At 63.0% G+C, this 26,068-nt stretch carries 33 protein-coding genes; 19 read left to right on the forward strand and 14 right to left on the reverse strand.

Annotation, left to right across the window (positions count from 1 at the left end):
- The first annotated feature begins 55 nt into the window (after positions 1-55).
- Positions 56-1,117 carry a serine hydrolase domain-containing protein gene (locus tag NKG95_RS25700; RefSeq protein ID WP_353042875.1) on the forward strand — a complete coding sequence of 354 codons (1,062 nt, stop codon included), beginning with the start codon at positions 56-58 and terminating at the stop codon, positions 1,115-1,117.
- 23 nt (positions 1,118-1,140) lie between these two features.
- Here the strand turns inward: NKG95_RS25700 and NKG95_RS25705 are convergent, their stop codons facing one another.
- The 5 genes from NKG95_RS25705 to betI all read right to left on the reverse strand — a co-directional run bounded on the left by NKG95_RS25705 (position 1,141) and on the right by betI (position 5,269).
- Positions 1,141-1,563, reverse strand: a complete 423-nt coding sequence (locus NKG95_RS25705; protein WP_353042876.1) for a DoxX family protein — start codon at positions 1,561-1,563, stop codon at positions 1,141-1,143.
- 120 nt (positions 1,564-1,683) lie between these two features.
- Positions 1,684-2,118, reverse strand: coding sequence for a DoxX family protein (locus NKG95_RS25710; protein WP_352472646.1), 435 nt, complete (start codon positions 2,116-2,118; stop codon positions 1,684-1,686).
- A gap of 128 nt (positions 2,119-2,246) precedes the next feature.
- The gene (fumC, locus tag NKG95_RS25715; protein WP_353042877.1) at positions 2,247-3,644 is read right to left on the reverse strand and encodes a class II fumarate hydratase; all 1,398 of its coding nucleotides are present in this window, start codon (positions 3,642-3,644) and stop codon (positions 2,247-2,249) included.
- Between the two features lie 147 nt (positions 3,645-3,791).
- Complete coding sequence (locus NKG95_RS25720; protein WP_353042878.1) at positions 3,792-4,550, reverse strand: SDR family NAD(P)-dependent oxidoreductase; 759 nt, start codon at positions 4,548-4,550, stop codon at positions 3,792-3,794.
- A 116-nt stretch (positions 4,551-4,666) separates the two neighbouring features.
- On the reverse strand, positions 4,667-5,269 hold the full coding sequence (gene betI, locus NKG95_RS25725) for a choline-binding transcriptional repressor BetI (protein WP_502899034.1): 603 nt from the start codon (positions 5,267-5,269) through the stop codon (positions 4,667-4,669).
- Between the two features lie 122 nt (positions 5,270-5,391).
- On the opposite strand from betI, the gene choX reads away from it, so the two are divergent.
- Genes choX through NKG95_RS25740 form a run of 3 tightly spaced genes read left to right on the forward strand, consistent with a single transcriptional unit; the run spans position 5,392 to position 8,641 of the window.
- Complete coding sequence (gene choX, locus NKG95_RS25730; RefSeq protein ID WP_031195251.1) at positions 5,392-6,327, forward strand: choline ABC transporter substrate-binding protein; 936 nt, start codon at positions 5,392-5,394, stop codon at positions 6,325-6,327.
- Positions 6,324-7,184, forward strand: coding sequence for an alpha/beta fold hydrolase (locus tag NKG95_RS25735; protein WP_023722736.1), 861 nt, complete (start codon positions 6,324-6,326; stop codon positions 7,182-7,184). Before choX ends, NKG95_RS25735 begins: the two co-directional genes overlap by 4 nt.
- An 8-nt stretch (positions 7,185-7,192) precedes the next feature.
- On the forward strand, positions 7,193-8,641 hold the full coding sequence (locus tag NKG95_RS25740) for an amidase (protein ID WP_353042879.1): 1,449 nt from the start codon (positions 7,193-7,195) through the stop codon (positions 8,639-8,641).
- Positions 8,642-8,684: 43 nt separating this feature from the next.
- Here NKG95_RS25740 and NKG95_RS25745 read toward each other — a convergent pair whose 3' ends face one another.
- Positions 8,685-9,482: an NIPSNAP family protein gene (locus NKG95_RS25745; RefSeq protein ID WP_353042880.1), complete on the reverse strand. Its 798-nt coding sequence runs from the start codon at positions 9,480-9,482 to the stop codon at positions 8,685-8,687.
- A gap of 150 nt (positions 9,483-9,632) precedes the next feature.
- Between NKG95_RS25745 and NKG95_RS25750 the strand changes: the two genes are divergently transcribed.
- Positions 9,633-10,226, forward strand: coding sequence for an LmrA/YxaF family transcription factor (locus NKG95_RS25750; protein ID WP_353042893.1), 594 nt, complete (start codon positions 9,633-9,635; stop codon positions 10,224-10,226).
- Positions 10,227-10,286: 60 nt separating this feature from the next.
- On the opposite strand, the gene NKG95_RS25755 is transcribed toward NKG95_RS25750, so the two are convergent.
- Positions 10,287-10,880: a hypothetical protein gene (locus NKG95_RS25755; protein ID WP_023722740.1), complete on the reverse strand. Its 594-nt coding sequence runs from the start codon at positions 10,878-10,880 to the stop codon at positions 10,287-10,289.
- 119 nt (positions 10,881-10,999) lie between these two features.
- Between NKG95_RS25755 and NKG95_RS25760 the strand changes: the two genes are divergently transcribed.
- Positions 11,000-12,136 (forward strand): metallophosphoesterase, encoded by a 1,137-nt coding sequence (locus tag NKG95_RS25760; RefSeq protein WP_353042881.1) that lies wholly within the window; start codon positions 11,000-11,002, stop codon positions 12,134-12,136.
- A 60-nt stretch (positions 12,137-12,196) separates the two neighbouring features.
- Here the strand turns inward: NKG95_RS25760 and NKG95_RS25765 are convergent, their stop codons facing one another.
- Complete coding sequence (locus tag NKG95_RS25765) at positions 12,197-12,376, reverse strand: CsbD family protein (protein WP_352481754.1); 180 nt, start codon at positions 12,374-12,376, stop codon at positions 12,197-12,199.
- Between the two features lie 133 nt (positions 12,377-12,509).
- Between NKG95_RS25765 and NKG95_RS25770 the strand changes: the two genes are divergently transcribed.
- The 3 genes from NKG95_RS25770 to NKG95_RS25780 all read left to right on the forward strand — a co-directional run bounded on the left by NKG95_RS25770 (position 12,510) and on the right by NKG95_RS25780 (position 15,488).
- Positions 12,510-13,928, forward strand: coding sequence for a patatin-like phospholipase family protein (locus NKG95_RS25770; protein ID WP_353042882.1), 1,419 nt, complete (start codon positions 12,510-12,512; stop codon positions 13,926-13,928).
- A 53-nt stretch (positions 13,929-13,981) separates the two neighbouring features.
- Complete coding sequence (locus NKG95_RS25775; protein WP_023722744.1) at positions 13,982-14,650, forward strand: glutathione S-transferase family protein; 669 nt, start codon at positions 13,982-13,984, stop codon at positions 14,648-14,650.
- Positions 14,651-14,732: 82 nt separating this feature from the next.
- Positions 14,733-15,488, forward strand: a complete 756-nt coding sequence (locus tag NKG95_RS25780; RefSeq protein WP_023722745.1) for an SDR family NAD(P)-dependent oxidoreductase — start codon at positions 14,733-14,735, stop codon at positions 15,486-15,488.
- Between the two features lie 19 nt (positions 15,489-15,507).
- On the opposite strand, the gene NKG95_RS25785 is transcribed toward NKG95_RS25780, so the two are convergent.
- Positions 15,508-16,359, reverse strand: coding sequence for a LysR family transcriptional regulator (locus NKG95_RS25785; RefSeq protein WP_353042883.1), 852 nt, complete (start codon positions 16,357-16,359; stop codon positions 15,508-15,510).
- A gap of 97 nt (positions 16,360-16,456) precedes the next feature.
- Between NKG95_RS25785 and NKG95_RS25790 the strand changes: the two genes are divergently transcribed.
- The 7 genes from NKG95_RS25790 (at position 16,457) to NKG95_RS25820 (ending at position 19,994) form a co-directional block, all read left to right on the forward strand.
- The gene (locus NKG95_RS25790) at positions 16,457-16,918 is read left to right on the forward strand and encodes a RidA family protein (RefSeq protein WP_031195259.1); all 462 of its coding nucleotides are present in this window, start codon (positions 16,457-16,459) and stop codon (positions 16,916-16,918) included.
- A gap of 47 nt (positions 16,919-16,965) precedes the next feature.
- Positions 16,966-17,754 carry an SDR family oxidoreductase gene (locus NKG95_RS25795; RefSeq protein WP_023722748.1) on the forward strand — a complete coding sequence of 263 codons (789 nt, stop codon included), beginning with the start codon at positions 16,966-16,968 and terminating at the stop codon, positions 17,752-17,754.
- Positions 17,755-18,183: 429 nt separating this feature from the next.
- The gene (locus tag NKG95_RS25800) at positions 18,184-18,393 is read left to right on the forward strand and encodes a cold-shock protein (RefSeq protein WP_010915421.1); all 210 of its coding nucleotides are present in this window, start codon (positions 18,184-18,186) and stop codon (positions 18,391-18,393) included.
- A 414-nt stretch (positions 18,394-18,807) separates the two neighbouring features.
- Entirely contained in the window at positions 18,808-19,032 is a 225-nt protein-coding gene (locus tag NKG95_RS25805) for a hypothetical protein (RefSeq protein ID WP_353042884.1), read from the forward strand.
- A complete protein-coding gene (locus NKG95_RS25810) occupies positions 19,032-19,439 on the forward strand; it encodes a hypothetical protein (RefSeq protein WP_023722751.1) in 408 nt (135 codons plus the stop codon). Before NKG95_RS25805 ends, NKG95_RS25810 begins: the two co-directional genes overlap by 1 nt.
- A gap of 1 nt (position 19,440) precedes the next feature.
- Positions 19,441-19,605 carry a hypothetical protein gene (locus NKG95_RS25815; protein ID WP_023722752.1) on the forward strand — a complete coding sequence of 55 codons (165 nt, stop codon included), beginning with the start codon at positions 19,441-19,443 and terminating at the stop codon, positions 19,603-19,605.
- A gap of 71 nt (positions 19,606-19,676) precedes the next feature.
- Positions 19,677-19,994 carry a YkgJ family cysteine cluster protein gene (locus NKG95_RS25820; protein ID WP_036245865.1) on the forward strand — a complete coding sequence of 106 codons (318 nt, stop codon included), beginning with the start codon at positions 19,677-19,679 and terminating at the stop codon, positions 19,992-19,994.
- A gap of 38 nt (positions 19,995-20,032) precedes the next feature.
- On the opposite strand, the gene NKG95_RS25825 is transcribed toward NKG95_RS25820, so the two are convergent.
- Entirely contained in the window at positions 20,033-20,953 is a 921-nt protein-coding gene (locus NKG95_RS25825; protein WP_352481745.1) for an AraC family transcriptional regulator, read from the reverse strand.
- A 170-nt stretch (positions 20,954-21,123) separates the two neighbouring features.
- Here NKG95_RS25825 and NKG95_RS25830 point away from each other — a divergent pair, with 170 nt between their 5' ends.
- Entirely contained in the window at positions 21,124-21,543 is a 420-nt protein-coding gene (locus tag NKG95_RS25830; RefSeq protein WP_352859387.1) for a nuclear transport factor 2 family protein, read from the forward strand.
- A gap of 86 nt (positions 21,544-21,629) precedes the next feature.
- The gene (locus NKG95_RS25835; protein ID WP_352848387.1) at positions 21,630-22,241 is read left to right on the forward strand and encodes a LysE family translocator; all 612 of its coding nucleotides are present in this window, start codon (positions 21,630-21,632) and stop codon (positions 22,239-22,241) included.
- 61 nt (positions 22,242-22,302) lie between these two features.
- Here NKG95_RS25835 and NKG95_RS25840 read toward each other — a convergent pair whose 3' ends face one another.
- The gene (locus NKG95_RS25840) at positions 22,303-23,337 is read right to left on the reverse strand and encodes an AraC family transcriptional regulator (protein ID WP_353042885.1); all 1,035 of its coding nucleotides are present in this window, start codon (positions 23,335-23,337) and stop codon (positions 22,303-22,305) included.
- Between the two features lie 192 nt (positions 23,338-23,529).
- On the opposite strand from NKG95_RS25840, the gene NKG95_RS25845 reads away from it, so the two are divergent.
- Entirely contained in the window at positions 23,530-23,955 is a 426-nt protein-coding gene (locus NKG95_RS25845) for a GFA family protein (protein ID WP_031195266.1), read from the forward strand.
- A gap of 159 nt (positions 23,956-24,114) precedes the next feature.
- On the opposite strand, the gene NKG95_RS25850 is transcribed toward NKG95_RS25845, so the two are convergent.
- From NKG95_RS25850 to NKG95_RS25860, 3 genes are read right to left on the reverse strand one after another with little or no spacing between them, the layout of a single operon-like run.
- On the reverse strand, positions 24,115-24,501 hold the full coding sequence (locus NKG95_RS25850; protein WP_352578271.1) for a nuclear transport factor 2 family protein: 387 nt from the start codon (positions 24,499-24,501) through the stop codon (positions 24,115-24,117).
- Between the two features lie 16 nt (positions 24,502-24,517).
- Positions 24,518-24,964 (reverse strand): OsmC family protein, encoded by a 447-nt coding sequence (locus NKG95_RS25855; protein ID WP_023722760.1) that lies wholly within the window; start codon positions 24,962-24,964, stop codon positions 24,518-24,520.
- A 52-nt stretch (positions 24,965-25,016) separates the two neighbouring features.
- Positions 25,017-26,024, reverse strand: coding sequence for a zinc-dependent alcohol dehydrogenase family protein (locus NKG95_RS25860; protein ID WP_353042886.1), 1,008 nt, complete (start codon positions 26,022-26,024; stop codon positions 25,017-25,019).
- Positions 26,025-26,068: the final 44 nt, after the last annotated feature.

Consider the following 26,068-nt stretch of genomic DNA (forward strand, 5'->3'; position numbering starts at 1 on the left):
GGGCGGTCCAAGGCCGGATTTCGGGACGTGGGGTAAACGCAGAGCGAAAAATTCCATGACCATCCCATCGTCATCTCCGTCCGTAGCTGCAGCCGAAGCGCTCGGCTTCGATCCAGCGATCCACCGCAAGCTGCTTGCCGGGCTCGAGTCCGGCCTGTTGCGCGACCTGCACATCGTTCTCGCTGCCCGCTCCGAGAAGGTCTTCCTGGAGCACTATGCCGAGGGCAGGGACGAAGAATGGGGGCGCCCGATCGGGCAGATCGCCTTTGACGCCGGCACGCTGCACGATCTGCGCTCGGTAACGAAGAGCATCGTCAGCCTGCTTTACGGCATTGCCCTCGACACGGGACTGGTGCCGCCACCCGATGCGCCGCTCTTCGCGCTGTTTCCCGAATACGCCGATCTCGCCGCCGATCCCGCGCGTGAGAAGATCACGATCGGCCATGCGCTGACGATGACGCTCGGCATGGAGTGGGACGAAAACCGTCCCTATAGCGATCCGCAGAACAGCGAGATCGCGATGGAGAACGCGCCCGATCGTTATCGCTTCATCCTTGAGCGGCCGATCATCGCCGACCCTGGGAGCCGCTGGATCTATTCCGGCGGCAGCGTCGCGCTGGTTGGCGCGATCATTGAAAGAGGCTGCGGCAAATCCCTGCCGGATTTCGCGCGCGAGGCGCTTTTCGCGCCGCTTGGCATCGAGCGCTTCCACTGGTCGGCTGGTGGTGACGGCGTCGCCTCCGCAGCGTCCGGCCTCAGGCTGGCGGCCCCTGATCTTTTGAAGATCGGCCAACTCCTTCTTCGCAAGGGTCTGTGGAATGGAGAGAGGATCGCGTCGGAAGGCTGGATAAACGCGTCGTTAACAGCCACAATCTCGACGCCGGACGGCCTTGGTTATGGCCGGTTGTGGTTCACCGGCGATGCGCCGGCGCCAGCATTCGCCGCCCCGAAATCATGGTATGGGGGTTTCGGCAATGGCGGACAGCGGCTCTGGCTGATGCCCGAGGCCGACATCGCCGCCGTGATCTATGCAGGCAAGTACAACGCCCAGGATGCCTGGGTGACGCCGACCCGCGTCTGGCGCGAGATCATTCTGGCCAATTTCCTGAACGCCTGATGATCTGTGCTGACGCCAGTCTTTCAGGTCGCTTCGGCACCGACGCCGATGCCACGCCCGTCGGCCGACCAGGCGCCCGCACCAGCCATTGCCAGCGCCAGAAAACCACCTGCTATGGCAATGTCCTTCATCAGCATCTGTGAATGCAGGAAGGTCAGCGTCGGATCGTCGCCGCCTTGGCCGTAATGACCGATGAAGGCGGTCGCGATGCAGAAGGCGGCGAGCAGCAGCGCCACGATCGGCGTCTTGAAGCCGACGAGGATGAGCAGCCCGGCGATCAGCTCGAACAGCCCCGTGCCCCAGGCAGCGAGTGTTGGCAGCGGCAGTCCGAGGCCGGCGAAATAGCTAGATGTGCCGGGGATGTCGGCAAGCGCATGGAAGCCGGACGGCACGAACAGCGCGGCGAGCAGCAGCCGGGAAAGCAAGAGCAGTGCATTGCGAGGCATGGTCTCCTCCGATATCGGCGGCCGATCCTAGCAGAGTTCCAGCCAGCAGATATAAACCGACAACGAAAAAGGGGCGCGGAAAATTCCGCGCCCCTTTTGTCTAGGCAATGCTGGGCCGCGTCAGCCGCGCTTGGCGTCGATCGAATACGCGCCTGGACCCGACGAGGCGAGCACGAGGAAGCCGCCGGCAATGCCGAGGTTCTTCATGAAATTGATCATCTGCATCTGATCGGCCCAGCCGGTGTGGGCGACCAGCGCGGTGGCGACGGTGAAGATCGCCATCACCCAGCCGACGATCCGGGTCTGGAAGCCGACGAGGATGGCGAGGCCGCCAAGCAGTTCGATCAGGCCGACGACAATGGCGGTCACCATCGGCAGCGGCAGGCCTAGGCTGCCGAAATAGCCGGCGGTGCCGGCAATCGCCGTCAGCTTGCCGAAGCCGGAAAGCAGGAAGATGACAGAAAGCAGGATGCGGCCGAGCAGGATCGTGCCCGAGGCGCCGGCGGCGGTGCCGGAACCGGCAAACGAAGTGTTGGTGGACGTGTTCGTGGACATGCGTAACTCTCCAGAAGGGTTTGGCCAAACGACTTGGGATAGCCGTCCAGTTAGCGCATGCCGACTGTTCACCAAAGACGTCAGATTGGTTACGGATTGTTCACCGAGGTAACGTTTTCGCGATCAACTTACCCTGGATGCGTCATATCCTCCGGCCGCACCAGCCGCTCATAATCGGCTTCGCTGACCAGCCCGGTGGCCAGCGCTTCCTCGCGCAGCGTCGTGCCGTTCTTGTGCGCCGCCTTGGCGATCTTGGCGGCGTTGTCGTAGCCGATCGTCGGCGCCAGCGCCGTCACCAGCATCAGCGAACGGTCGAGCGCTGCCTTGATGTTGTCTTCGCGGGCCTCGATGCCGACGACGCAATTGTCGGTAAACGACACCGAAGCGTCGGCCAGCAGCTGTACCGATTGCAGGAAACAATAGGCCATCAGCGGATTGTAGACGTTGAGCTCGAAATGGCCTTGGCTGCCGGCGAAGCTGATCGCCGCATTGTTGCCGAACACCTGCACGCAAACCTGTGTCATCGCCTCGCATTGTGTCGGATTGACCTTGCCCGGCATGATCGAAGAGCCCGGTTCGTTTTCCGGCAGCGACAATTCGCCGAGGCCCGAACGCGGGCCGGAGCCAAGCAGGCGGATATCGTTGGCGATCTTGAACAGCGCTGCCGCGCAGGCATTGATGGCGCCGTGCGAGAAGACCATGGAATCATGGGCGGCCAGCGCCTCGAACTTGTTCGGCGCGGTGACGAAATCGATGCCGGTGATCGCGGCGATGCGCGCCGCCACCTTTTCGGCAAAACCGACCGGCGCGTTGAGGCCGGTGCCGACCGCGGTGCCGCCCTGTGCCAACTCCTGCAGGCCGGGCAGGGTCATTTCGATGCGCTTGACCGACGAGGCGACCTGCGCCGCGTAGCCGGAGAATTCCTGGCCGAGCGTCAGCGGCGTTGCGTCCTGTGTGTGGGTGCGGCCGATCTTGACGATGTGGGCGAAAGCCCTGGTCTTGGCCTCGAGTGCCGCGTGCAAATGCCTCAGCGACGGCAGCAGGTCGTGGATGATGCGCTCGGCGCAGGCGATGTGCATGGCCGTCGGATAGGTGTCGTTCGACGACTGGCTCATATTGACGTGGTCGTTGGGATGCACCGGCTTCTTCGACCCCATGACGCCGCCCAAAAGCTCGATCGCCCGGTTGGAAATCACTTCATTGGCGTTCATGTTGGACTGGGTGCCCGAGCCGGTCTGCCAGACGACCAGCGGGAAATGCTCGTTGAGCTTGCCGTCGATGACCTCCTGGGAGGCCTCGATAATGGCCTTGCCGATCGCCGGATCGAGTCGCTTCAGCTCCATATTGGCTTCGGCGGCGGCCCGCTTGACGATGCCCAGCGCCCGCACGATCGACGCCGGCTGTTTCTCCCAGCCGATCTTGAAATTGGCAAGTGAACGCTGCGCCTGCGCGCCCCAGTAACGGTCGGCGGCGACCTCGATGGGACCGAACGTGTCGGTTTCGGTTCTGGTCTCTGGCGCGCTCACGAAGTCTCTCCGGGTTGCAAATTTGCAAACGGCGTATCGCGTTGCACAAATGCCTTCAAGCGGAGATTGCGGACGATGGGGATGCAAATCGGTTGAAGCAGCGCCTTTTCCTTCTCCCGCAAGGGGAGAAGGAAGAGCGCGCGCTCCTCACCCCGCCGTGTACCCTCCATCCACTGCAAAGATGCCGCCGCTGGTCCACGCCGCTTCGTCGCTGGCGAGATAGACCGCGATGCCGGCAAGATCGCTGGTTCGGCCGATGCGGCCGAGCGGGTAGCTGCGCTCGACATAGGCCTTGAGCTCGGCCTGCGCGGCTTCCGGCAGGTTTTCGATCGACCTGCGCCGCATTGCGGTGTCGACCGTGCCGGGCGCGATGGCATTGACCCTTATGCCGCGCGGCCCGAGCTCGAAGGCGAGCGACTTGGTCAGCGAATTGAGCGCGCCCTTCGACAGCGAATAGAGGCTGGACGGCCGCTTCGGGATCATCTTGTGCGCAAAATAGGACGAGACATTGATGACCGATGCCCCGCCCGGCGCGAGATGCGGCAACAGTCGCTGGGTGAGGAAGAATACAGCCGTGACGTTGAGCGCGAACGACTGCTGGAACTGGTCCTCGCTGACGGTCTCGAACGGCGCCAGGAACGCCACGCCGGCATTGTTGACGAGGATGTCGAGAGGTGGGCCGCGCCTGGCATGCTCGACCACGGCGTCGATGCCGGCGCTGGCCGACAGGTCTGCCGACAGCGTTTCGACGCCGTCCCCGAGCTGCTTGCGGGCGGCGTCGAGTTTTTTGCCGTCGCGGCCGACGATTAGCACGTCCGCGCCTTCGCGCAAAAACGCCTCGGCGATTGCCAGCCCGATCCCGTCCGAGCCGCCGGTGACCAGTGCCCGTTTGCCGCCCAGTCTCATCCAACACTCCCGCGCATTGCCGTCTTGTCTGGTAAGGAGAGCAGCGCCGTTGCCGATTGTGGTCAAGCCGCCGGCCTATCTCACAGTATGAACTTCGGCTGTCGGGGCACGATGGTCTATTCGGCAGCGGCTGCATCGCGCCGAACAGCCAGGCGGAGAGCGACAAAATCCTTGACCTGATGAATGGCCTGTTCACGCGTAACGCTGCCTGGCTGCAGGCCAAGCCGCAGCCACAGCCCGTCGATCAGCGTGGTGACGCCGAAAGCGATCTCGTCAGCATCGCGCGCCGGCGTGAGACCGCGCAGGCCGGACAGCAGGTTGGAGCGCATGCGCGCATGGATCACCTTCTGAATGCGGGCAAGCTTTTCGTCGCGCGGCACCTCCGCGCAAAGCGAAAGCCAGGCGTGGCAGAGGGACGGCTGGAAGAGATGCGGCTCGAAATTGCCTTCGATGATGGCATCTATCCGTTGCATTGGGGTGCGCGCCTGCTTCAGCCGCTCGACCACTGCATGACGCAGCACCAGGTTCGACTCGCGCATGGCGTGCTCGAACAGTTCCCGCTTGCTGTTGAAATAATGCAGCACGATGCCCTTCGACGCGCCGGCCTGTGCCGCCACTTTTTCTATGGTGGCGCCAGCTATGCCTTCGCGCTGAAGCACGGCAAAGGCGGCTTGCCGCAGCTCTTTGCGGCGTATGTCGCTGAGGCGCTTGAGTTTCACGGGCCGGATCCATGCATCGAAAACCGACGTTGACATTTTCGTCCGCCGAGATCAAGAATTGACCGGTGGGACAATATAAGGACCGAATGGTCAACACCGTTGGTGAAATGAGGAGAACCGAAATGCTTCGTAGCCTTGGAATAGGCGCCTCGCTCTGGGTCCTGCTGGCGACCCAGCCGGTCTTTGCGGCTGAACCTGAACAATGCAAGGTCGTGCGCATGGCCGAGCCTGGATGGAACGACCTTGCCTTCACCACCGGCGTCACCAGCGTCTTGCTCGATGCGCTCGGCTACAAGCCGGCAAGCTCGCTTCTGGGCATCAACGTCATCTATGAATCCTTGAAGAACAATGATTTGGACGTGTTCCTTGGCTATTGGGATCCGGCGATGATCACCTATTACGAGCCCTATAAGAAGGACGGCTCGGTAGACGATGTGCGCGTCAATCTCGTCGGCGCCAAATACACCTTTGCCGTGCCGACTTACGTCTGGGAGGCCGGCGTCAAGGATTTTGCCGACCTGCAAAAGTTCGCCGACAAGTTCGGCAGGAAGATGTATGGCATCGAGCCGGGCTCGAACCAGCTGATGATGGACGCCATCGCCGATAAGTCGCTGGGCCTCGATGGCTGGCAGGTCGTCGAATCGAGTGAAGCCGGCATGCTTTCCGAGGTCGGCTACGAGATCAAGGAAAAGCGCTTCATCGTCTTCCAGGGTTGGGCGCCGCATCCAATGAACACGATGTACGACTTCAAATATCTGAGCGGCGGCGACAAGTTCTATGGCCCGAACTTCGGCGCCGCGACGGTGACGACGCAGGTGCGCAAGGGCTATCTGCAGCAATGCCCGAATGTCGGGCAGTTGCTGAAGAACCTCGCCTTCGACATCGATTTCGAAAATCTCGGCATGGGCTATCTCATCAATGACGGCCTGAAGCCGGAGGAAGCCGGCCTGAAGGCCATCAAAGGGAATCCGGATAGGCTCGGCGCCTGGCTTGCCGGTGTCACCACATTCGATGGCAAGCCCGCGCTCGACGCGGTCAAGCAGCAGCTCGGCCTTTGATATCGGTCGATCAGGCTGGCTGGAACGGCCGCAAGCGCAAGGTCGGTGCCGGCTGCACTGAAACGGCCTGCGTCGAAATCGCCGGGCAGGAGCCCGCGCTGGTGCTGGTGCACGGCTTCTCCGACACGAGCCGCAGCTTCTCCTTGCTGGCGCCGCATCTCGCCGGGCGCCGGCTTATCATCCCAGACCTGCGCGGGCATGGCGCCTCGCCGGCCGGGACACGCGGCTTCGCGTCAGCGGATTTCGCGGAAGATGTGGTGAGTTTGATCGAGCGGTTGCGCCTCGAGCGGCCGGTTCTGGTCGGGCATTCCTTGGGCAGTATGGTGGCGATCGAGGCAGCAGCGCGCTATCCCGAGATGATTGGCGGCCTGGTGCTGATGGCCGGAACGGTGCGGCCGCAGATCGGTGAGGATCACCCGATGACCATTGGTGTGCGGGCACTTCGAGACCCGATATCGCCGGCCGATCCGTTCTATGACTATTGGCATGCCTGCGAGGCCGAGGTTCCAGCGGACTTCCTGACCATGGTTGCAAAGGAGGCGTCAGCCATGCCGGCGGCACTTTGGCGAGCAATCCTGGAGCAGGTTCGGCGCGTCGATCTTACCGACAAGGCGCGTACGCTGCGCCTGCCGGCGCTTGTCATTGCTGGCGGGCGCGACCTGCTCTTCGACGAAACGCACCAACAGCGGCTCCTCGAAGAAATCCCTGCCGCGGAGTTCGTGGGCGCGGCGCGGTGCGGGCATAACCCGCACTGGGAGGATCCGGCATTGGTCGCGGCAGCCATCGCCCGATATTTCAAGGTCCGGAGTAAAGCTGGATCCCAGTCGACGGCCGACGCGACCGGCAGTCCGGGCTGAGAGCAGTCATGAACCTTTCCGAATATGTGGCGTTGGATGCCGTCGCCCTGGCCGGGCACGTTCGTTCGGGCGAACTGTCCGTTGTCGAGGTCGTCGAGGCGGCTATCGAAGCAATCCAAAGCATCAATCCCGCCATCAATGCCGTGACACTGATCGATGCGGACCGGGCGCTTTCCGCGGCGGCAAGCTGCAACCGGCACGCCGCACTCGCCGGCATTCCTTTCCTGGTCAAGGACACCGGCGTGCATGTGCGGGAGTGGCCGACGACGCACTCGTCGCTCTACTTCAAGGATGCCGCGCCGAAACCCGACAGCGAGATCGTCCGGCGCTGGCGGGCCGCCGGTCTGATCTTGCTGGGCAAGACAAACACGCCTGAATTCGCCAATGACTTCGTCACCGAACCCAGCTTTCGCGGCCCCACCTTGAACCCTTGGGATCTTTCGCTGACGGCGGGCGGCTCAAGCGGTGGAGCTGCTGCCGCGGTGGCAAGCGGCATGGTGGCGGTCGCCCACGGTTCCGATATCGGCGGCTCGATCCGGGTGCCGGCTGCCTGTTGCGGCGTGTTCGGCATGAAGCCGTCGCGCGGACTCACGCCTGTCGGCCCCTGTCGAGGTCAGGTCGGCGCCGGGCTCTACGCCGACAACGTCCTGTCCCGCACCGTTCGGGACAGCGCCGCCATGCTGGACATAACTGCCGGTCCAGAACAAGGAGCGCCTTACTCCGTGTCAAAATCGGTGCCGTCCTACCTGGACTGGCTGTCTTCGCCCGGCGAGCATCTGCGCGTCGCGTGCCTGGCGCACCGGCCGGACGGTACGCCTGTCGCGCCCGAGATCGAGGAAAAATTTCGCGAAGCGATGATCCTCCTCGAGGATATGGGGCACGAGGTCACAGAGGCGCGTTTCCCGCGGGAAGCCAGCGCCGAAGCGGACTGGAGCATCTTCTGGATGTCGGAGGTCGCGCGGCTGGTTGACGAGCGCGCCGACGAGATCGGGCGGATGCCGGAGGTCGGCGAAATCGAAAGCCTCACTCGTCACGCTCTCGACTGTTTTCGGCGGTCTTCGGCCGCCGACTATCTCAGGGCGCAGGACCATGTGCACAGCGCTTCGCTGGCGATGGCGATGGCGTTCGATGCTTTCGACCTGATCATGACGCCGACGACGGCCGACCTGCCGCCCCGGCTTGGCGCCATCCATGGCGATGGTGCTGTCTTCGATTACGAGGCTTGGGCGAGCCGGGCCTACGGCTTTGCGCCCTTCACCGAAATCTTCAATGTCACCGGGCAACCCGCCGCCAGCCTGCCGCTGTTCCAGTCGAAAGGCGGCCTGCCGATTGGCATCCAGCTCATTGGCCGCAAGAACGAGGACCACCGGCTGCTTCGCGTTTCCCTTGACCTGGAGCAGGCAACCGCCTGGACGGCGCGTTACCAGGCGATCCATGCCAGACACTTTCAGGCATGAACCAGCAGGCTCCGGCGACGTAGGAGGCGTCGACGATGTTGGTTCATACCGAAATTGGGTGCTGCCCGAGCAGCGATCGCGCCGTCGGTAACAGACGCAAAACCTCCGCGGGCCTGGCGAATTCCCGTTGTACGGTCTGCTGAAGCGCCTGCCAGTCTAGGGAGGCGGCCAAGGCCGCCTCGTGGCGGGCATGGGCTTCGGCGCTGTCGAAACCCGTGACGCTGATGAAGACGTTTTCGCTGGCCCGCACCGGCAGCCGCGGAAAGCTGTTTTCGGCATGTTCGGTGACGAAGGCGGCAAGTGGCCGTGCGCCAAATGCGGCGAGCACCGGAAGAGCTGCGGTTTGGAACTCCTTGGCGAAACGGGCTTCGAGGCCCGGCCGCAAGTGATGAATCTTGATGACAACAATTGCCTGCAAAGCGCTGCTTGCGCTCGGTTTTTGGAGATCCATCTGGGGTACTCGCTGCAATCCCGAGAGGTCTAGGCCGGCGCCCGGCCAAGCCGGCTTCAGCAGCAGCACGTCGTCAGAATCGATCATCGTGGCGTTGGCGGCGTCGCGCCAGGCAGCCCATACCGGCCCGTCATAGAAGGCGGCCAGCGCATGCTTCCGCGCGATCATGCCGTCGAAGCCGCGCAACCAGACGAACATATCTGGCCGGTCGAGGTCGCGGAACTGGCCGATGATGGTCATGCCCGCGGTTTCCTGGCCCTCGATCAAATGATTGTCGAAGATGCCGATCAGCGTCTCGCGTCGGCCAGGTTTCAGCGTGTATTGCCGAAGTTCGACGACGGGCGAGGCGAGCAGATCGGATTTAGGCATGGCGTTTAAAGGCAGGTTCATTGCGCGATCTCCAAAACAGGACAGTCATCCTGTTTTACAAAACAGACCGGTTGTCCTGTTTTGTCAATCTGCTATCGTGTGAAGATGTCAGCAGTGACCACAGCCCGCCCAAAGGCGCGGGCTAAAAAACGCACCAATGACCCCGAAGGCATGCGCAAAAAGGTGCTCGATGTCGCCGAAGAGGCGTTTCAGGCACGCGGCTATCACGCCTCCAGCATGGGCGACCTGATGGCGACGGCGGGCGTCACCGGCGGCGCGCTGCACCACCATTTTCCGACCAAGAAGGCGCTGGCGCTTGCAGTGATCGAGGAGCGGGTCGCCGCCGCCGTCGAGGAGACCTGGATCGCGCCAGTGCGGAGGGCCGGCTCGGCGCGGGAGGGCGTGCGCGCCGTGTTCGCGGCCGTCGCGGCGGAGCTGGAGCAGCAGGGATTCGTGCGCGGCTGCCCGCTCAACAATCTGGCGCACGAACTGTCGCTTGCCGATCCGGATTTCCGCATTGCCCTTGCCGACATTTTTTCGGCCTGGCGTCAGGCGATTGCCGACAAGATCAGGGCCGACCAGCAGGCGGGCCGGGAGCAGGGCACCGATCCGCAGCGCTTCGCAGCGCTCGCCGTCGCCACCTATTCCGGCGCCATGTCGATGGCCAAGACCGCACAGGACACAAGAGTGCTGCGCGACTGCCTGATGGCCTTGGAACAGGGAGTCACGAGGCGACGTCGCAGGATACTGCACAAGGCCCCTTGACGCCGGCAGGACAGAGGCGCCGCCGTCGCTCACTATGACCGAGGTGGGGAGGCCGAGCTCTTAATTCGGCAGCGGCTTGATCAGCTCGTAGCCGACCACGCTTTCGGCGCTGGTGCCCTCGTCATAGCGCCTGGCCACAACTGCCTGCAAGTCGGGTGCGTAAAGCGCGGTAAACTCGTCCCGCGTCTCGCCGGCCTCGCTCCTGATCGTCTGCTTGACCGCGAGCACGGAGTATTTGCATTCACCCAGGCTGAACGTCTCCTTGCCCTTGACGTTGATCTCCAGCGTCTCGGTGCCCTTCGGCGGCTTGTTCGGTGCGAGGCGGGCAAACACGATCTTGTTCTTAGCCCCCGCCTTCAGCGGGAACACCTTCCTGAGATCGGAAAACGGGATCATCGCCAGCTGCCCCGTGCTGCTGTCGCGAAACACCTCGATCAGTCCGCCGAACAGGTACTGCGACTGCGGCGATTGCGACTGGTATTTGTTGGCAACGGCCACCATTCCGCCCGCTGCCGGTCGAAATTCGCTGTGGATGCCAGGCCTTTCGAGAATGAAGCCGGCCTTGGCCGATTTGACGTCGATGCACTCGGCGCCATGCGCTGCGCTCGTCACCGCCAGAATGGCCATTGTCATGCCGATGGATGCAGTTTTCATGCCGTCCTCCTCTGCCCGCGCAAGTTGAATGCCGAAAGCAATGCCAGACCTGGGAGAACGTGTCGACATACTTTGCGAGCAACTGGACTGCCGGTCCGCGTCGTGCTGAATTTTAGCGCATGATGCATCGCATTCCCGCCCCACCGGTTTCCCGGCGCAGCTTCCTGATGCAGGCAGCGGCCCTTGCCGTGGCCGGCGCCGTTTCGCGCCCGGCCTTCGGCCAGACCGGGCAGCGCATCCCGCCGATCGACGCCACCTTCCTGTTTATCGCTGATGTCCATGCCTGCCGAATGGCGAACGGATTGAGCCCGCATTGCGAGCAGGAGGGCAAGACTGACGCTGCCTTGCTGCGCAATGTCGCCGCACTCAACGGCGTCGGTGACAGACAATGGCCGGCCGAAATCGATGGCGTTGCCACCGGCCTGCGCTCGACGGGCAAAATCAGCACGCCGCTCGGCCTCGTCGTTGGCGGCGACATCACCGATGACGGCGGCGGCCAGATCACCCAGCCCAGCGAGGGCACGCAGCTGCTTCAGTTCAGCCAGCGCTACCAGCAGGGCGTCGGCCCCGACCGCGTGCACATTCCGGTCTATGTCGGCCTTGGCAACCACGACCTCGACCAGAACGGCCCGCGCTCGCATGTCGACTGGTACCGCCGCGAAATGCGAGACTATGTTGAGGTCAACCACCGCCCCGGCGTGTTCTTCAAGCCGCCTGCGCCGGCGACCGACTACGACGTCGAGACCGACTGCTATTCATGGGATTGGGGCGGTCTGCATCTTGTCCAGACGCACCGTTTTGCCGGCGATACCGGCCACGGCGCCGCCAGCAGCCTGCCATGGCTGAAGCAGGACCTTGCCACCTATGCCGGCGACGGCCGCCCGGTCATCCTGTTCCAGCATTATGGCTGGGATACCTTTTCGATCGAAAGATGGGACGCCGCCGAGAGAACCTTCGACGACAGCGGCACGGGTCCGCCGCATTGGTGGAGCGAAGTCGACAGGCAGGCGCTGCTGGCCGTGCTGAAAGGCTACAATGTCGTCGGCATCTTCCATGGCCACCAGCACGCAACGCCGATGATCTACCGCCGTGACGGGCTCGACTTGTTCAAACCGAAGGCCGCCTTCATGGGCGGCTTTGCCTTGGCGCGGGTGACCGGAAACAGCATGGATGTGGTGCTGGGCGAAGCCGCCGGAAATCATGGCGAGGTCACCTTCACCAATGCATACAGCAACAGCCTGACTTTCTTACGGTAAGAGAGGGCGCAAAAAAGGCGGCCGAGCCGCCTTTTTCCTGGTTCGCGAAGGGGGTCAGTGTCAAAGCGCCTTCTTCACCTTGTCCTTCACGTCGCCGTAAGCCTTCTGCATCTTGCCGGTCGCCTTGTCGACGTCGCCTTCGGCCTCGGTGCGCCTGTTGCCGGTGGCCTTGCCGGCGGCCTGCTTGACCGAGCCCTTGGCTTGCTTGGCGACGCCTGCCACCTGATCCTTGTTCACCATCGCGCATCTCCTGGAGTTCGGGAGTTTTATTTGCGAGGCAAACGGTCAGGCACCGCTTCGGTTCCATGCATCGCCGGACAACCGGTTGCACCCGGCGCGGTAATGCGGCTAGGCTCTGCCCGGGGGGATTTCGATGCGTTTTCGCCTTGCCTGTGCCGTTGCGACGTCCATGCTTTTGGCAGGCTGCGTCGCCGATGATGTCGGGCCGATCAACGTCTTTACGCCCGAAGCCGGCAGGCCGTCGCCGGCTTTCATTCCAGATCCGGGCGACGACGGCTCGACTGTGCTCGGCCTCGCCTTCTCCGGTGGCGGCACCCGGGCCGCGGCCTTCTCCTACGGCGTTCTGCGGGCGCTGGACGACATCGTCATCGACGAGCAGCCGCGGCGGCGCACGCTGGTCGATGACATCAGGATGATTTCCGGTGCATCGGGCGGCGCGGTGACTGCCGCCTATTTCGGCTACAAGGGCGAGGACGGCTACCGCGACTTTCGCGAACGGTTCCTGATCCAGAATGCTGAGGCCGACCTTCGAACAAGGCTGTCGCCGTTCAACCTTGTCCGCGCCTACTATGGCGGCGTCAATGACCGCAGCGGTTTTGCCAAATGGCTGAACGACAATCTCTTCGACGATGCGACATTCGAGGCGTTCGCCAAGCCGGACCGGCCCATCATCTGGATCAACGCGTCCGATATCTATAACCGCACGCCATTTCTGTTCAGCTACGACACTTTCGCGGCGCTTTGTAGCGATCTCGACAAGATGCGGTTGGCTGATGCGGTCGCGGCTTCCGCTGCCGTGCCGGTGGTCTTCGCGCCGATCGTGGTTTCCGCCACCAGCCCGGATTGCGGCTACCGCAGGCCGCAATGGTTGAGCCGGGCACTGGCCGATCACAATGCCTCGATCAGGCTCAAGGCCTATGCCAGCGCGCTCGATTCCTATCAAAACGCCGATCCCCTCGACTATGTGAAATTGCTGGACGGTGGTCTGACCGATAATCTCGGCGTCACCGGCTTTACCCTGGAGCGCTCCGCCGCCGGCACCCCCTATGGTCCGCTGTCGCCGGCCGCCGCTGTCCGGTTGAGGACGCTGCTTTTCATCGTTGCCGACGCCGGCGCCGACAACGACGTGAGCTGGGCCAAGTCTATCCACGGACCGCGGCTTAGCGAGTTGCTCGACGCCGTGACGAGCACCACCATGGCGGCCGCGGTGCGCGACGAAGCCGACGCACTGAAGCTGGCCGTCTCGCAATGGCGCGGTGAATTGGTCCGCTACCGCTGTGCTTTGCCGATCTCGACCGTGGCTGCCTATCGCGGCTCGACTGCCGGCTGGGATTGCCGCGATGTTGAACTCGTGGTCCAATATCTGTCCTTTGCCGACCTCGACCAGGCGACACAGGCCAAGCTGAACGCTGTCCCGACGCGGCTGAAATTGCCGGTCGATCAGGTCGACCTCACCATCGCGGCCGGTCGCGAGGCGCTGCTGGTCAATGCGGATATCACCAAGGCGGTCGCCGCCATCCGCGCTCGCGCCGGCGTCACGCCGGCGGCATAATTGGCCACGGCACAAGCAAACTGAGCCGCTGGGCTCGACACGGAGAGACCATCTTGGCTGAATTCACGCTCTTCATCGGCAACAAATGCTTCTCGTCCTGGTCACTGAGGCCATGGCTGGCGATGAAGCATCTGGAGATACCGTTCGAGGAAGGTTTTGTGCGCCTGCGCACGCCCGAGACCGCCGCCAATCTGGCCAGGATATCGCCGACCGGCCAGGTGCCGGTGCTGAACCATCGGCTGCCGAATGGCGAGATCCGGATCGTCTGGGAAACCCTTGCCATCCTTGAATATCTTGCCGACCTGTTTCCCGACAAGAAGCTCTGGCCGGCCGATATCGGCGCTCGCGCGCACGCCCGCTCGGCGGCGACAGAGATGCATTCCGGCTTTCGCGAGGTCCGCTATGGCTGGCCGATGAATTTGCGCCGGCCAAAAGGCCACAAGCCGCTCGACGCCGAAGGTGAGGCGCAACGGGCGCGCATCGAGGATCTGTGGCGGCAATGCCGGGAAAAATACGGCAAAGGCGGGCCGTTCCTGTTTGGCCATTTCACCGCGGCCGACGCCATGTACGCGCCGGTCGTCACCCGCTTCGACACCTATGGCGGCACGCTGGCGCCCGACACCCGCGCCTATGTCGATGCCGTGCTTTCGATGCCGGCGATGCGCCACTGGTATGCGGAGGCGGCGAAGGAACCATGGCCGGAGCCCGGCCCCGACGAATGAGCCGAGCAACCGACAAGCTGGTCTTCCACTTCGCGGCCCGCGGCCTATCTGAAGATCGGGCAGGGGCTCTGGAGACTCCACAATGACAGCTGTTTCTTCCGCACTGGCCGGCAAGGTCGCTCTTGTCACCGGCGCCTCGTCGGGCATCGGCGAGGCAACCGCTGTGGCGCTCGCGGCCGCCGGGGCAAAGGTGGCGATTGCCGCCCGCCGCGCCGATCGCCTCGAAGCGCTGGCCGCGCGTATCGAAAAGGCCGGCGGCACGGCACTCCGTATCGCGGCCGACGTCACCAGCAACGACGATGTCACCGCCATGGTCGACAAGGTTGTCGCCGAATGGGGCCGCCTCGACATCCTCGTCAACAATGCCGGGGTGATGCTTCTGTCGCCGGCCGCCGAGGCGGTGCTCGATGACTGGCGCCGCATGGTCGAGCTCAACCTGCTGGCGCTGATGGGTGTCACCAAAGCGGCGCTGCCGCATCTCAGGGCCGCCAAGGGTCACATCGTCAATGTCTCGTCGGTCGCCGGCCGCGTCGCCAATCCCGGCGCCAGCGGCTATGCCGCAACCAAGTTCGGCGTCGTCGGCTTTTCCGAATCGCTGCGCCGCGAAGTCTACTCCGACAAGGTTCGCGTCACCGTCATCGAACCCGGCCTGGTGCGCACCGAGCTCGGCGACCATATCACCAATCCGGCGGCGAAGACTGGGCTCGACCAGCGGCTCGCCGCCATGGAGGCGCTGGCCGCCGAGGACATCGCCGCGGCCATTCTCTACGCCGTGAGCCAGCCGGCGCACGTCAACGTCAACGAGATCGTCATCCGCCCGACCGACCAGGAACGGTGAATGACGTCGGATCGTTTCGTTAGACTTCGAATCCCGCCCGCAGGAAATCGCCACACTCCTCGACCAGCCGGGACGGGTCCCTCGCAAGGTAGACGCCGAAATCCGCCATCGGCGCCGGCGGCAGGTTGAAGCGTCCGTTGAGGCTTTGGCAGTCGGGCGGCAGTCCTTCCTGCAGCAGAAGGCCGATGCCAAGCCCGGCCCTCAGCGCCGAGATCAGCGTCGCGAAAGTCGACACGCGGCAGCCGATCTTCCAGCCGAGCCCGGCCTCGGCGAGCGAGGCCAGCATTCTGTCCTGCCAGGAGCAGGCGCCTTCGAAGATGACCAGCGGAAGCTCGACCTCGTCATCGATCTCGATCATGCGGCTTGCCGCCCAGACCAGCTGTCGTGACAGATGACCTCGCGGCGCCTTTGTGAAGCGCGCCGGATCGGCCATGACGATGTCGCATTTTCCTTCGCCCAGCGACTTGCTGAGATCGGCGCTGCTGGCCGATGTCAGCTCGATCTCCACGGAAGGATGCCGGCGGCGGAAGTCGGCAATGATCAGCGGCAGCCGTGTCACCGCCAAATCCTCGATGATGCCCAGCCGGACACGGCCGACCAGCCTGCGGCCTTCTATCTCGCGCCTGGCATCGTCCCCGATCGCGATGGCCTTGCGGGCGAAGGCGAGCAGGATCTCGCCGGCCTCGGTCAGCGTCACGCCGCGCGGCGAACGGCGCAGCAGCTCGGCGCCGACTTCACCCTCGGGGCGCTGAAGCTGCATGCTCACCGCCGCCTGGGTGCGGGCAAGTCGATCGGCCGCCCGGCTCACCGTTCCCGTATCGGCCACGGTGACGAAGGCGCGCAGCAGCCTGACGTCGATATCTCCAGTCATAAGAATTCCTGATAGCTGTGTCAGCACTATCAGGCTATCCGAAAGCCCGATCTGAATTCAAGGTCCGCTCGCACGAACGAAAACAGGAGCAGCCACCTTGTCCTACAGAAGAAGATTTGAGGAGTTCGGTGTCGCCTGGCCGTCGCTCGAGCGGCCTGCTTTGCCGTTCTCGCCGACGGTTCGGGTCGCCGACATCGTCTATGTCTCCGGTCAGATTCCCGAGATCGCGCAGGAGATCGCCGCGATCGGCCAGGTCGGCAGAGAGATCGATCTGGCTGCTGCGCAGAACGCCGCCCGGCTCTGCGCGGCCAACATCGTCTATTGGCTGGACAAGGAACTGGACGGCAATCTTGACCGTGTCGTGAAATTCGCCAAGCTGACCGTCTATGTGAATGCGACGGCCGGCTTTTCGGCCTATTCGGAGGTCGGCAACGGAGCATCCGAATTTCTGCTCCATGTTTTCGGCGAGCGTGGCGAGCACGCCCGCTGCTCGCTCGGCATGGCCGGCTTGCCGGCCAATGTTCCGGTCGAAGCCGACGCTATCGTGCATGTCCGCTAGGGAAGTCGCTCGAAATAGCCAGTGAAACCAGCAGGAGGCTTGGCTTGATGGATGCAAATCTTGAGGGGCGGAGGGCGCTTGTTCTCGGCGGAGGCAAGGGCCTCGGTTTCGGCGTTGCCGAAGCGCTCGCGGCGAAAGGCGCCGAGATCATCCTGGTCGGACGAGGGGAGGCGACCCTGGATGTGGCGCGGCGCGCGATCGAGGCCGCCGGCCACATCTGCTCGACCTTCAGCGCCGACCTCTCCGACCACGACAGCGTCTCCCGGCTGATCCATGCCGTCGAGGACGAGCATCAGCGGATCGACATCGTCCTGCTCAATGGCGGCGGCCCGCCGCCCTTCGCGGCCAGCGTCTTCGATGCGAGCGTCTGGGAGAAGCAGTTCACCAGCATGGTGCTGAGCCAGATGCGCGTTGCCATTTCTTTCCTGCCAGGCATGCGGGCGCGGCGCTGGGGACGCATCATCGCCGTTTCCTCGACTTCCGTCCGCGAGCCGATCCCCGGCCTTACCGCCTCGAATGCGCTGCGTGCGTCGCTCGCTGGCTGGGCCAAGACCCTGGCCGGCGAAGTGGCGGCGGACGGCGTTACCGTCAACCTGTTGCTGCCTGGCCGTTTTGCGACGGACCGGACCAAACAGTTCGACGCCATGGACGCCGCCGACAGGGGTGTCGACGCTGCCGTGATCGCCGCCGAGAGTCAGGCCGATATCCCGGCAAAGCGCTACGGCACTCCCGCCGAATTCGGTGCGGTTGCAGCATTCCTGGCCAGCGACGCCGCCGCCTATATTACCGGCGTGGCTTTGCCGGTGGATGGCGGGCTCAGTCGCGGCATGGTGTGAGGAGCAGGGGGCGGCGGCGCGAATGGTCGCATCACACAGGAACGCCCCTCGTGCCTTTTATCTGCGCGGGGGGCGTCCTGGTGGTCGTCCGCCTTTTCTCAAGATCGCTCTTTCGAGAACGGCGTTCGACACCGAAAAAATGCTCCGGCGCCAAAATGGTTCCCGGCTAAGTGGTTTTTTCGGCGGGCAATAGCCCGGTTTTCGCTGTCGTATTTGCCGCCGCCGCGCATCTCCACGAGTGTTGCAAATCAAAAAATTGACACAGCGCGCAAAGAAGTCTACAAGAATTTTGTCGATGTTTGTTTGACCGACTTTTGTTATCCGCGTGCCGAGGCGCGCCTTTGACGAACTTCCCCATCAAAATCGAGACAAACGTTGTTGTGCATCCGCATGACGGCGAACGAATATTTGCCATGGAAAGGGTTCGTTATGAGCACAGGCACAGTTAAATGGTTCAACGCCACCAAGGGTTTTGGTTTTATTCAGCCTGACGACGGTTCTGCCGACGTTTTTGTCCACATCTCAGCCGTCGAGCGCGCCGGAATGCGCGACATCGTCGAGGGCCAGAAGCTTGGCTACGAGATGGTCCGCGACAACAAGTCGGGCAAGATGTCCGCCGACCAGTTGAAGGCGGCCTAAAACGGAATTCAGCCTCACCGGTGACCACGGATGTACTGGCACCGGTGAATGGCAAATTCCAGCACATGATCGCGGGAGGTTAAGTCCCCGTTCATGCGCATGAGAAGAACGTTTCTTTGCGCGTCTCTCGGGATGCGCATGCGCTCTCATGGAAGGTCAGGCGGTGCCTGGCCTTTTTCATTTTTGCGCTTCGACCGCCGAAAGAGCGCTGCTCGACGGCCCGGACGTGCTAAGAGGCTGTTTCGAAATTCGCTCTGACGGCTATCAGACGGCCGTCAGAGTAGAATTTCCAAACGGTCTCTGAGGACGTTCCAGCAATTTGAAACCGGCTGCCGTATTGCTTTGTGCGGGATCCTGGCCGAAAGACCAGTCTCGCCACTTTTCGGCGGCGCGCTCCGAACCGGGAGAAAGACCTTGACCGCAACTTCAAAAAGACCCCGCGACCACCAGGCCGAATCCATTTTTAGCAAGACGCGGACCCAGTCGATGTCGCTCGACCGCATCAATTCCGAACGGGATGCCGTCAGCCAGGCGCGCGAAGCCAAGACCGCGCGGCTGCGCGAACTGCGCCTGGAAAAGGAAGCCGACGACATGGCGGCAGCGCTCGCGGCCTCGCCGAAACGCGCGGGCAAACGCTGATGGCCACCAAACGCGTGCCTCAAAAGGCGATCGCCGCCGATTCGACCATCGCCGATGTCGTGGGTGAACTCGACAAGCCGGTCGAATATGTCCGGCGCGTGCTCGAAAAGCTCGAGCGCTGCCGGCGTGTCCACGGCGATGCCCAGGTGCGGCTCGGCGTGCGCGGCCGTGCCGAATGCCCCAATTATCTGATCGAATACGTCCGGGAAAACGCCAAGACCCACGAGCGCGTGACCTATCAGGACGCCGCCTACAGCGGCAGCACGCATCGCGAGCTGGCGCCCCGGCACATCGAGGAAGCCAGGAACTGGTCGCCCGAAGAAATGAACATCACGGCCGTTTCGGCGCTCATCGGCCGCCTTCGCAATCCGAATGCGCCATCATCGCGTTTCTCTGACGAGGATTGATATGGCAATCAAGTTTTCCGCCAAGGGCCAGCCAGCCGCGCCTGCTGCCGCCGTGAAGCCGGCCAAGCCGGCCGCCGCACCAAAAACCGGTGAAGCCGCCGAAGCGGGTACCGATCTGTTCAGGTCGCCGGCCGAAGCACCGCCGCGCAAGCCGAAGAAGAAATAGCACCCTTGCAGCAAAATGCCGGCCGGAAATCTGCGCCAAGGCTGCTTGCCCTGGCGGTCGCAGAGGATTTTTTGTCGCCACAAGAGGGCGCCGATCCGGTTGCCTTCGATTGCCAGACCTGTGGCGCCTGCTGCGCCTACTCGTCAAGATGGCCGCGCTTTTCAACCGAGGATGACGCGCAGCTCGACCTTATCCCGCAAAAATACGTGGCTGCCGATGAAGCCGGCATGCGCTGCGACGGCGCGCGCTGTTCGGCACTGTGCGGCGAGGTCGGCAAGTCGACCGCCTGCGGCATCTACGAGATCCGTCCCGACGTCTGCCGCGCCTGCATGCCGGGCGATGACGACTGCCTGATGGCGCGCCTGGCTCACGGACTGCCGACGCTGTAATGACGGCCCTCGGGCTGGCGTCTCACTTTTGAAATTCGTCAGTCAGATGAGCGAAAGTCGCTGCGGTAGAGGCCGGGCGATCGTCCGGTCAACCGTTTGAATGCCTGCGAGAACGACGGCACCGACTCATATCCGACGGCGCGCCCGATCTCGCCAATGTTCTGGTTCGTTTCCCGCAGAGCCTTGGCGGCAAGGTTCATCCGCCATCGAGTCACATAGGACAGCGGCGGCTGTCCCACGAGTTGAGCGAAGCGACGCGCGAAGGTGGCCCGGGACTGTGCCGCGCCGCTGGCAAGGGAAGCGATAGTCCAGGGACCATCCGGCCGCTCGTGGATCAGGCGCAAAGCCTGCGCAATGCCTTTATCGCGTAAGGCGCCAAACCATCCGCCTGTTCCGAGAGGCTGATGTTCTATCCAGGCACGCAATAAGAAGATCAACGTGCTGTCGAGAAGACGTGGGGCGACAATGTCGTGACCGCCGAGATTGCTTTTTGCTTCGACCTGCAGAAGTTCCAGGGCAAGCCGCAGCGGCTCGCTGGTGTCGATCTGATTTCGGGTCAAATGGATCAGCGGTGGAAGCAGCGAAACCATCGGATATGGTCCGACGCCGTCGAGTGAATATCTCGCACAAAGAAGAGTTGTCGCGCCGCTCTCGCTTTTCGGTTCCAGTCCGCTCCGATTTGCGGAAAGGACGGCGGATATCGATGCCGTCGGTGCATCCGCCGGATTGCAAAGGGCATGCCCGATACCGCTCGCGACAAGGATGACGTCTCCCTCGCCTAAGCGGATCGGCTCCTTTTCACCGGCTAGCCGCAGCCAGCATTCGCCGTTCTGTATGACGTGGATGGCGGCATTCCTTATCGGATCGACCGAAATACCCCATGGCCGATGCAGGGTCGCGCTGCCGATCATGGCGCTGCCAAATCTCAGCGAAGCAAGAACTTCGGACAAGGCATCCATGAGAACCATCCTCCGATGATGAATCGGACAACGATATTAGACGATTGGATAAGAATCTAGCGGAATGGCATATCGACCATCTCACAAGCGTGGCTGATTATGTTGGCAATGTCGGCGTGCGGACGCTCCTGTTCACACCAGGCAGAAGCAGGCACCTCACGGAGCAAAACATGCGTGACGAACCATCAAATCCAGTTACAGCCAAGAGTTATAATTCGCTCGAGACCAACAAGACGATCGTCCTGGACTTCATCGACAAAGCAGTAAACCAGGGCAACATCGAAGCTGCTTCGATGCATTTTGGCGAACGCTACATCCAACATAATCCGAACATTGCGGATGGTGCGGACGGCTTCAAAGCCTATCTGCAGCAGCTCAAACAGTCATTTCCCCTCGTGAGGGGAGAGGTGAAGCGGATTTTTGCCGAAGGGGATTTCGTCATCGTGCACATGCACGCAAAACGCGAACCCGAAGAGGAGGGCTTGGCCATCGTCGACATTTTCAGGCTGAACGAGAGTAAGCTAGTCGAACACTGGGAAGTTCGGCAGCCCATCGCGGATAGCAAGCTGCACGCCAATAGCATGATCTGAATGCGGATAGGCTCTCAGGCTGGCTTGTGCCCGCACGTTTCGCTGATTACGCTGCCGGCGGCAGGGCCAGCACCGGGAGACCATCTGTGAGCATCGAATTCCTGTTGACGTCGCTGATTGTCGTGGCTTCGCCCGGCACTGGCGTTCTCTATACGCTGAGCGCCGGGCTTTCGCGTGGTGCGCGTGCCAGCATCATTGCCGCTTTCGGCTGCACGCTCGGCATCATTCCGCATATGGCGGCCGCCATCACCGGCCTCGCGGCTCTGCTGCACACCAGCGCCGTCGCCTTCGAGACGCTGAAATATCTCGGCGTCGCCTACCTGCTCTACATGGCCTGGAACACGCTGAAGGAGAAGGGCGGCCTGAGCGTCGACGAAAATGTCGCGCCGCGCTCGGCCGGCAAAGTGATCACTTCGGGCATCCTCATCAACATCCTCAATCCGAAGCTGTCGATCTTCTTCTTTGCCTTCCTGCCGCAATTCGTCAGCACCACCGAATCGCATGCGCTGTCGAAGATGCTGGAGCTCAGCAGCGTCTTCATGCTGCTCACCTTCGTGGTCTTTGTCGGTTACGGCATCTTCGCGGCGTCGGTCCGCAGCCATGTCGTGTCGCGGCCGAAGGTGCTGACCTGGATGCGCCGCACCTTCGCCGGAGCCTTTGTCATGCTCGGCGCCAAACTGGCGCTGGCGGACCGGTAGATCTCTTTGTTTTGACGCAATTCCGGACGGAAACCGTTTCGCACCTTTCCTGGAATTGCTCTTACCGCTGCGGATCGGCGGGTCCGCCTTCGGTTTCGGGAGCCTCGCCGCCGCCGAAACCGGGCGCAGCGCGAACACCCAGCCGCCAGGCCGATGGGGGGACGCCGATCATCGTCTTGAAGGCACGGCTGAACGCCGCCTCGGACTCGTAGCCGATTTCCGCCGCTATGTTTGCGACGTTGCTGTTGCCGGTGCTGAGCAGTTCCGAGGCAATCTGCATCCGCCATTTGGCGAGATAGTGCACCGGCGGCATCCCGACGAGCCTGGTGAAACGCTCGGCGAGCACGGTGCGCGACAGCGCGGCCTCCTTCGCCAGCGCCTCCACGGTCCAATTGTGCTCGGGCCGATCGTGGATCAGCGCCAGCGCCTTGCGCAGGTGCGGGTCGCGCAGGCCCGCCAGCCAGCCGGTGTGTTGCGGTGGAAGCGACTCCACATAGCGGCGCAGGACGTCGACGAACATGAGCTCGCTGAGCTTGGTGAGCACGGTCTCGCTGCCAGCCCGCTTTTCCGCCACTTCCGAGACTGCCAATCTGATGAATTGGCCAAGCCAGCCGGCATCGCCTTTCACGTCCCCGGCCTTGATCACCGGGGGCAATGCATCGAGCAGCGGATTGAATGGCTGTGCGTCGCAGGCAAGATAACCGCAAACGAGCCTAGCCGAGATCGACCCGTCGCTGCCATGGTTGATGTGGAACGGCATTTGGCTGGCGGACGCGATCTCCAGGACATCGGCGGTCGGAGGATCGGCCGCGAGCTCGGGATTGCTCGACATGATGTGCGGGTCGCTGTGGGTGAAGACCACGACTTCGCCGGCCTCCACCGCGATCGCCTCCTTGCCCACGATGCGAGCAAAGCAACGGCCGGCCGTCACCACGTGATAGGAAATCAGGTGGTCCGCGCCGGGCAGGACCTTCGGCAGTATCGATGACGGGGCAGGCGAGCAGACGGCCCATGGATCCTGAGCCTTGATGTCGAAAAACGTCGCGCCGGTGAGACGCACCTTTTTCAAGAGGTCAGACAGAGCGTCCCCGGCCATTCCATCCATGTCCCGTAAGTTGCGCGGCAACCCGGCGCGACATCCCTTTCGAGTTCCGGACGCGCTGTCAAGTGAGGCGGACGCCCCGTCATTCCGTTCATTGCCGGAAGCTTTAAACCCCGTCGGCGCTGAGCTCTGTCTCAAATCAGCTGCTGAGCGCAGTCGAACTCAAGAAAAATGAGGATCTAAGTCATGACGGTACATAAGGGCGGATGTTTTTGCGGCGCCGTGGAAATCGAAGTGCACGGAGCGGCCGAGGCGATGGGCTACTGCCATTGCAGTTCCTGTCGTTCGTGGTCGGCGTCTCCCGTGAACGCGTTCACGCTGTGGAAGCCGGAAAACGTCAAGGTCACCAAGGGCGAGGAGTTCCTGTCCGGCTTCGAGAAGTCCAACATGAGCGACCGTCAGTTCTGCACGAAGTGCGGCGGCCATCTGATGACCGATCATCCGCCGCTCGGACTGGTAGACGTCTATGCGGCCACGATACCGACGGTGAAGTTCACGCCGGGGGTTCATGTCAACTACGCCGAGACGGTCCTGCCGATGAAGGACGGATTGCCGAAGCTGAAAGACTTCCCCGCCGAACTCGGGGGCTCGGGTGTGAGCGTGCCGGAGTAACCCGGCAATGACACACGATTTCCAACAGCGACATCTCACGACTGGAGAATATGCATGGACATCACGACATTGCGCGCCGCGCAGGAGCCGATCAAGGATCTATATCGCAAGGATGCGCGCGCGGTGCAGCTTGCTGACGGCAGCTTGTCGCGCCAAGCGCTATCCCTTCACGTAGCCCATGGCCTCGACAATCTGCCCGTCCGCCACGCGCATCAGGTTGACGCCGCGCAGCGAATTGCCGTCGGCCATCCAGTAGCGCCAGCGGATCGTTGCCCGGTCGCCGGCGACGAAGGTTTCTTCGATGTCGAAGCGCGTGCCGGGTCCGGTCGCGATCGCCGACCACAGTTCGACGCAGGCGCCCTTGCCGATGCGGCGGGCGCCGTCCGGGGCCGGCGTGGTGTTCTCGATCACGCAATCTTCCGCCACCAGATCGTCGAGCGCCGACGGGTCGTGGCGCTGGAAGACGTCGTTGTAGCGCCGCATGATCTCGGCCGTCTCGGCGGAGCGTTTGGCCGCGGCGATGTCGATGATGAGTTCCTGTGTCATTGGATATTCCTTCCCTTCAGTGATCAGCAACGGTTTCGACGAGGCGGGCCTTGAGCGTGATCGCCGCGACGCCGGCCAGCGCCCGCGACACGAGGCAGCTCTCCTTGGCCGTCTGCGCCAGCCGCTCGAAATCCCCGGCAGCCAGCCCGGCCACGCTTGCCTCCGTCTCCAACTCGATACGGGTGATCGTCGGTCCGGCCGCGGTGGCGCCGAGATGCGCTTTCGCGATCGTGTGAATGCGTGCGGGAGTATAACCTTCGCGGCCCAGGATGGCGCTCAGCGCCATCGAGAAGCAGCCGGCATGCGCCGCCGCGATCAATTCCTCGGGGTTGGTGCCGGGACCGTTCTCGAAACGCGACGGGAACGAGTAGGCGCCTTCGAATACGCCGCTGCCTAGCCTCAGCCGGCCCGAACCTTCTTTCAACGATCCCTGCCATTGGGCCTCTGCTTCACGAATGGTCATTGTGTCTCTCCTTTGATTTGAGGGGGTCGATCAGATTTTGGGGGCGAACCAGTCAGGCGCCGTCGACGACCACTTTCCCGAAGACGTCGCCTTGCTGGAAATAACGGTAGGCGTCTTGGGCCTCGTCGAAGGCGAACACCTTGTCGATGACAGGCTTAAGCCGATGCACCGAGATGGCGCGCAGCATGGCTTCGAGGTTGGTGCGATTGCCGACGAAGAGGCGGCTGATGGTGGCGAGGCTGCGCTGGTAGACCGGGCCGGGGATCTGCACCGTCCCGCCTTTCGCATCCTGTATGGTGAGAAGCACGATGCGCCCGTAAAGCGCGCAGGCGATCATCGATTGCGCGAAGGTCGGCGGGCCGCCGGTCTCGACGACGAGGTCGATGCCACCGGTTTGCTCGCGCACAGCTGCACCCCATTCCGGCATGTCGGCCGTCGAGACGACGAGGTCGGCGCCCAGCGCCCGCAGCCGGTCCAGCTTCTCGCCGCGCGAGCTGACGGCCACGACCCGGCAGCCGAGCAGCTTGGCGAATTGCAGCGCAAACAGCGCGACGCCACCTGAACCGATGACCAGAACCCACTGCCCGGGCTTCGGCATCTCGGCCGCCGTCACGGCATTCCAAGCGGTCAGGCCGGCACAGGTCAGTGTCGCCGCTTGATGCCAGTCCAGATCGGGAAGCCACACCGCCCATTGCTCGTCGAGCACCGCGTATTCAGTCAGCATCCCGTCCAGCGTGCAGCCAAGCTGGTCGATCAGCCCGGCATTGATGCGGCCATCAATCCAGCGTGCAAAATAGCTGCCGGTGATGCGGTCGCCGGCGGCAAAGCGGGTGACGGCATCTCCGACGGCAACGACTTCCCCGGCACCGTCGCTCAGCGGGATAACGCCTTGGCGCGGCGTCAGCGGATAGGTGCCGTTGAGGATCATCGTATCGCGGCGGTTGAGCGATGTGGCGCGGACACGCACGACGATCTCGTGCGGCTTCGGCGTCGGCTGCGTCCCGTCGCGCATCACCAGGCACTTGGTCACGCCGGTTCCTTCAAGACGATAACTACGCATTCGCCCCTCATTGATATATAGACTGATCTACATATTATATAGAC

Source organism: Mesorhizobium sp. M1423, assembly GCF_040317575.1.
Taxonomy (GTDB): domain Bacteria; phylum Pseudomonadota; class Alphaproteobacteria; order Rhizobiales; family Rhizobiaceae; genus Mesorhizobium.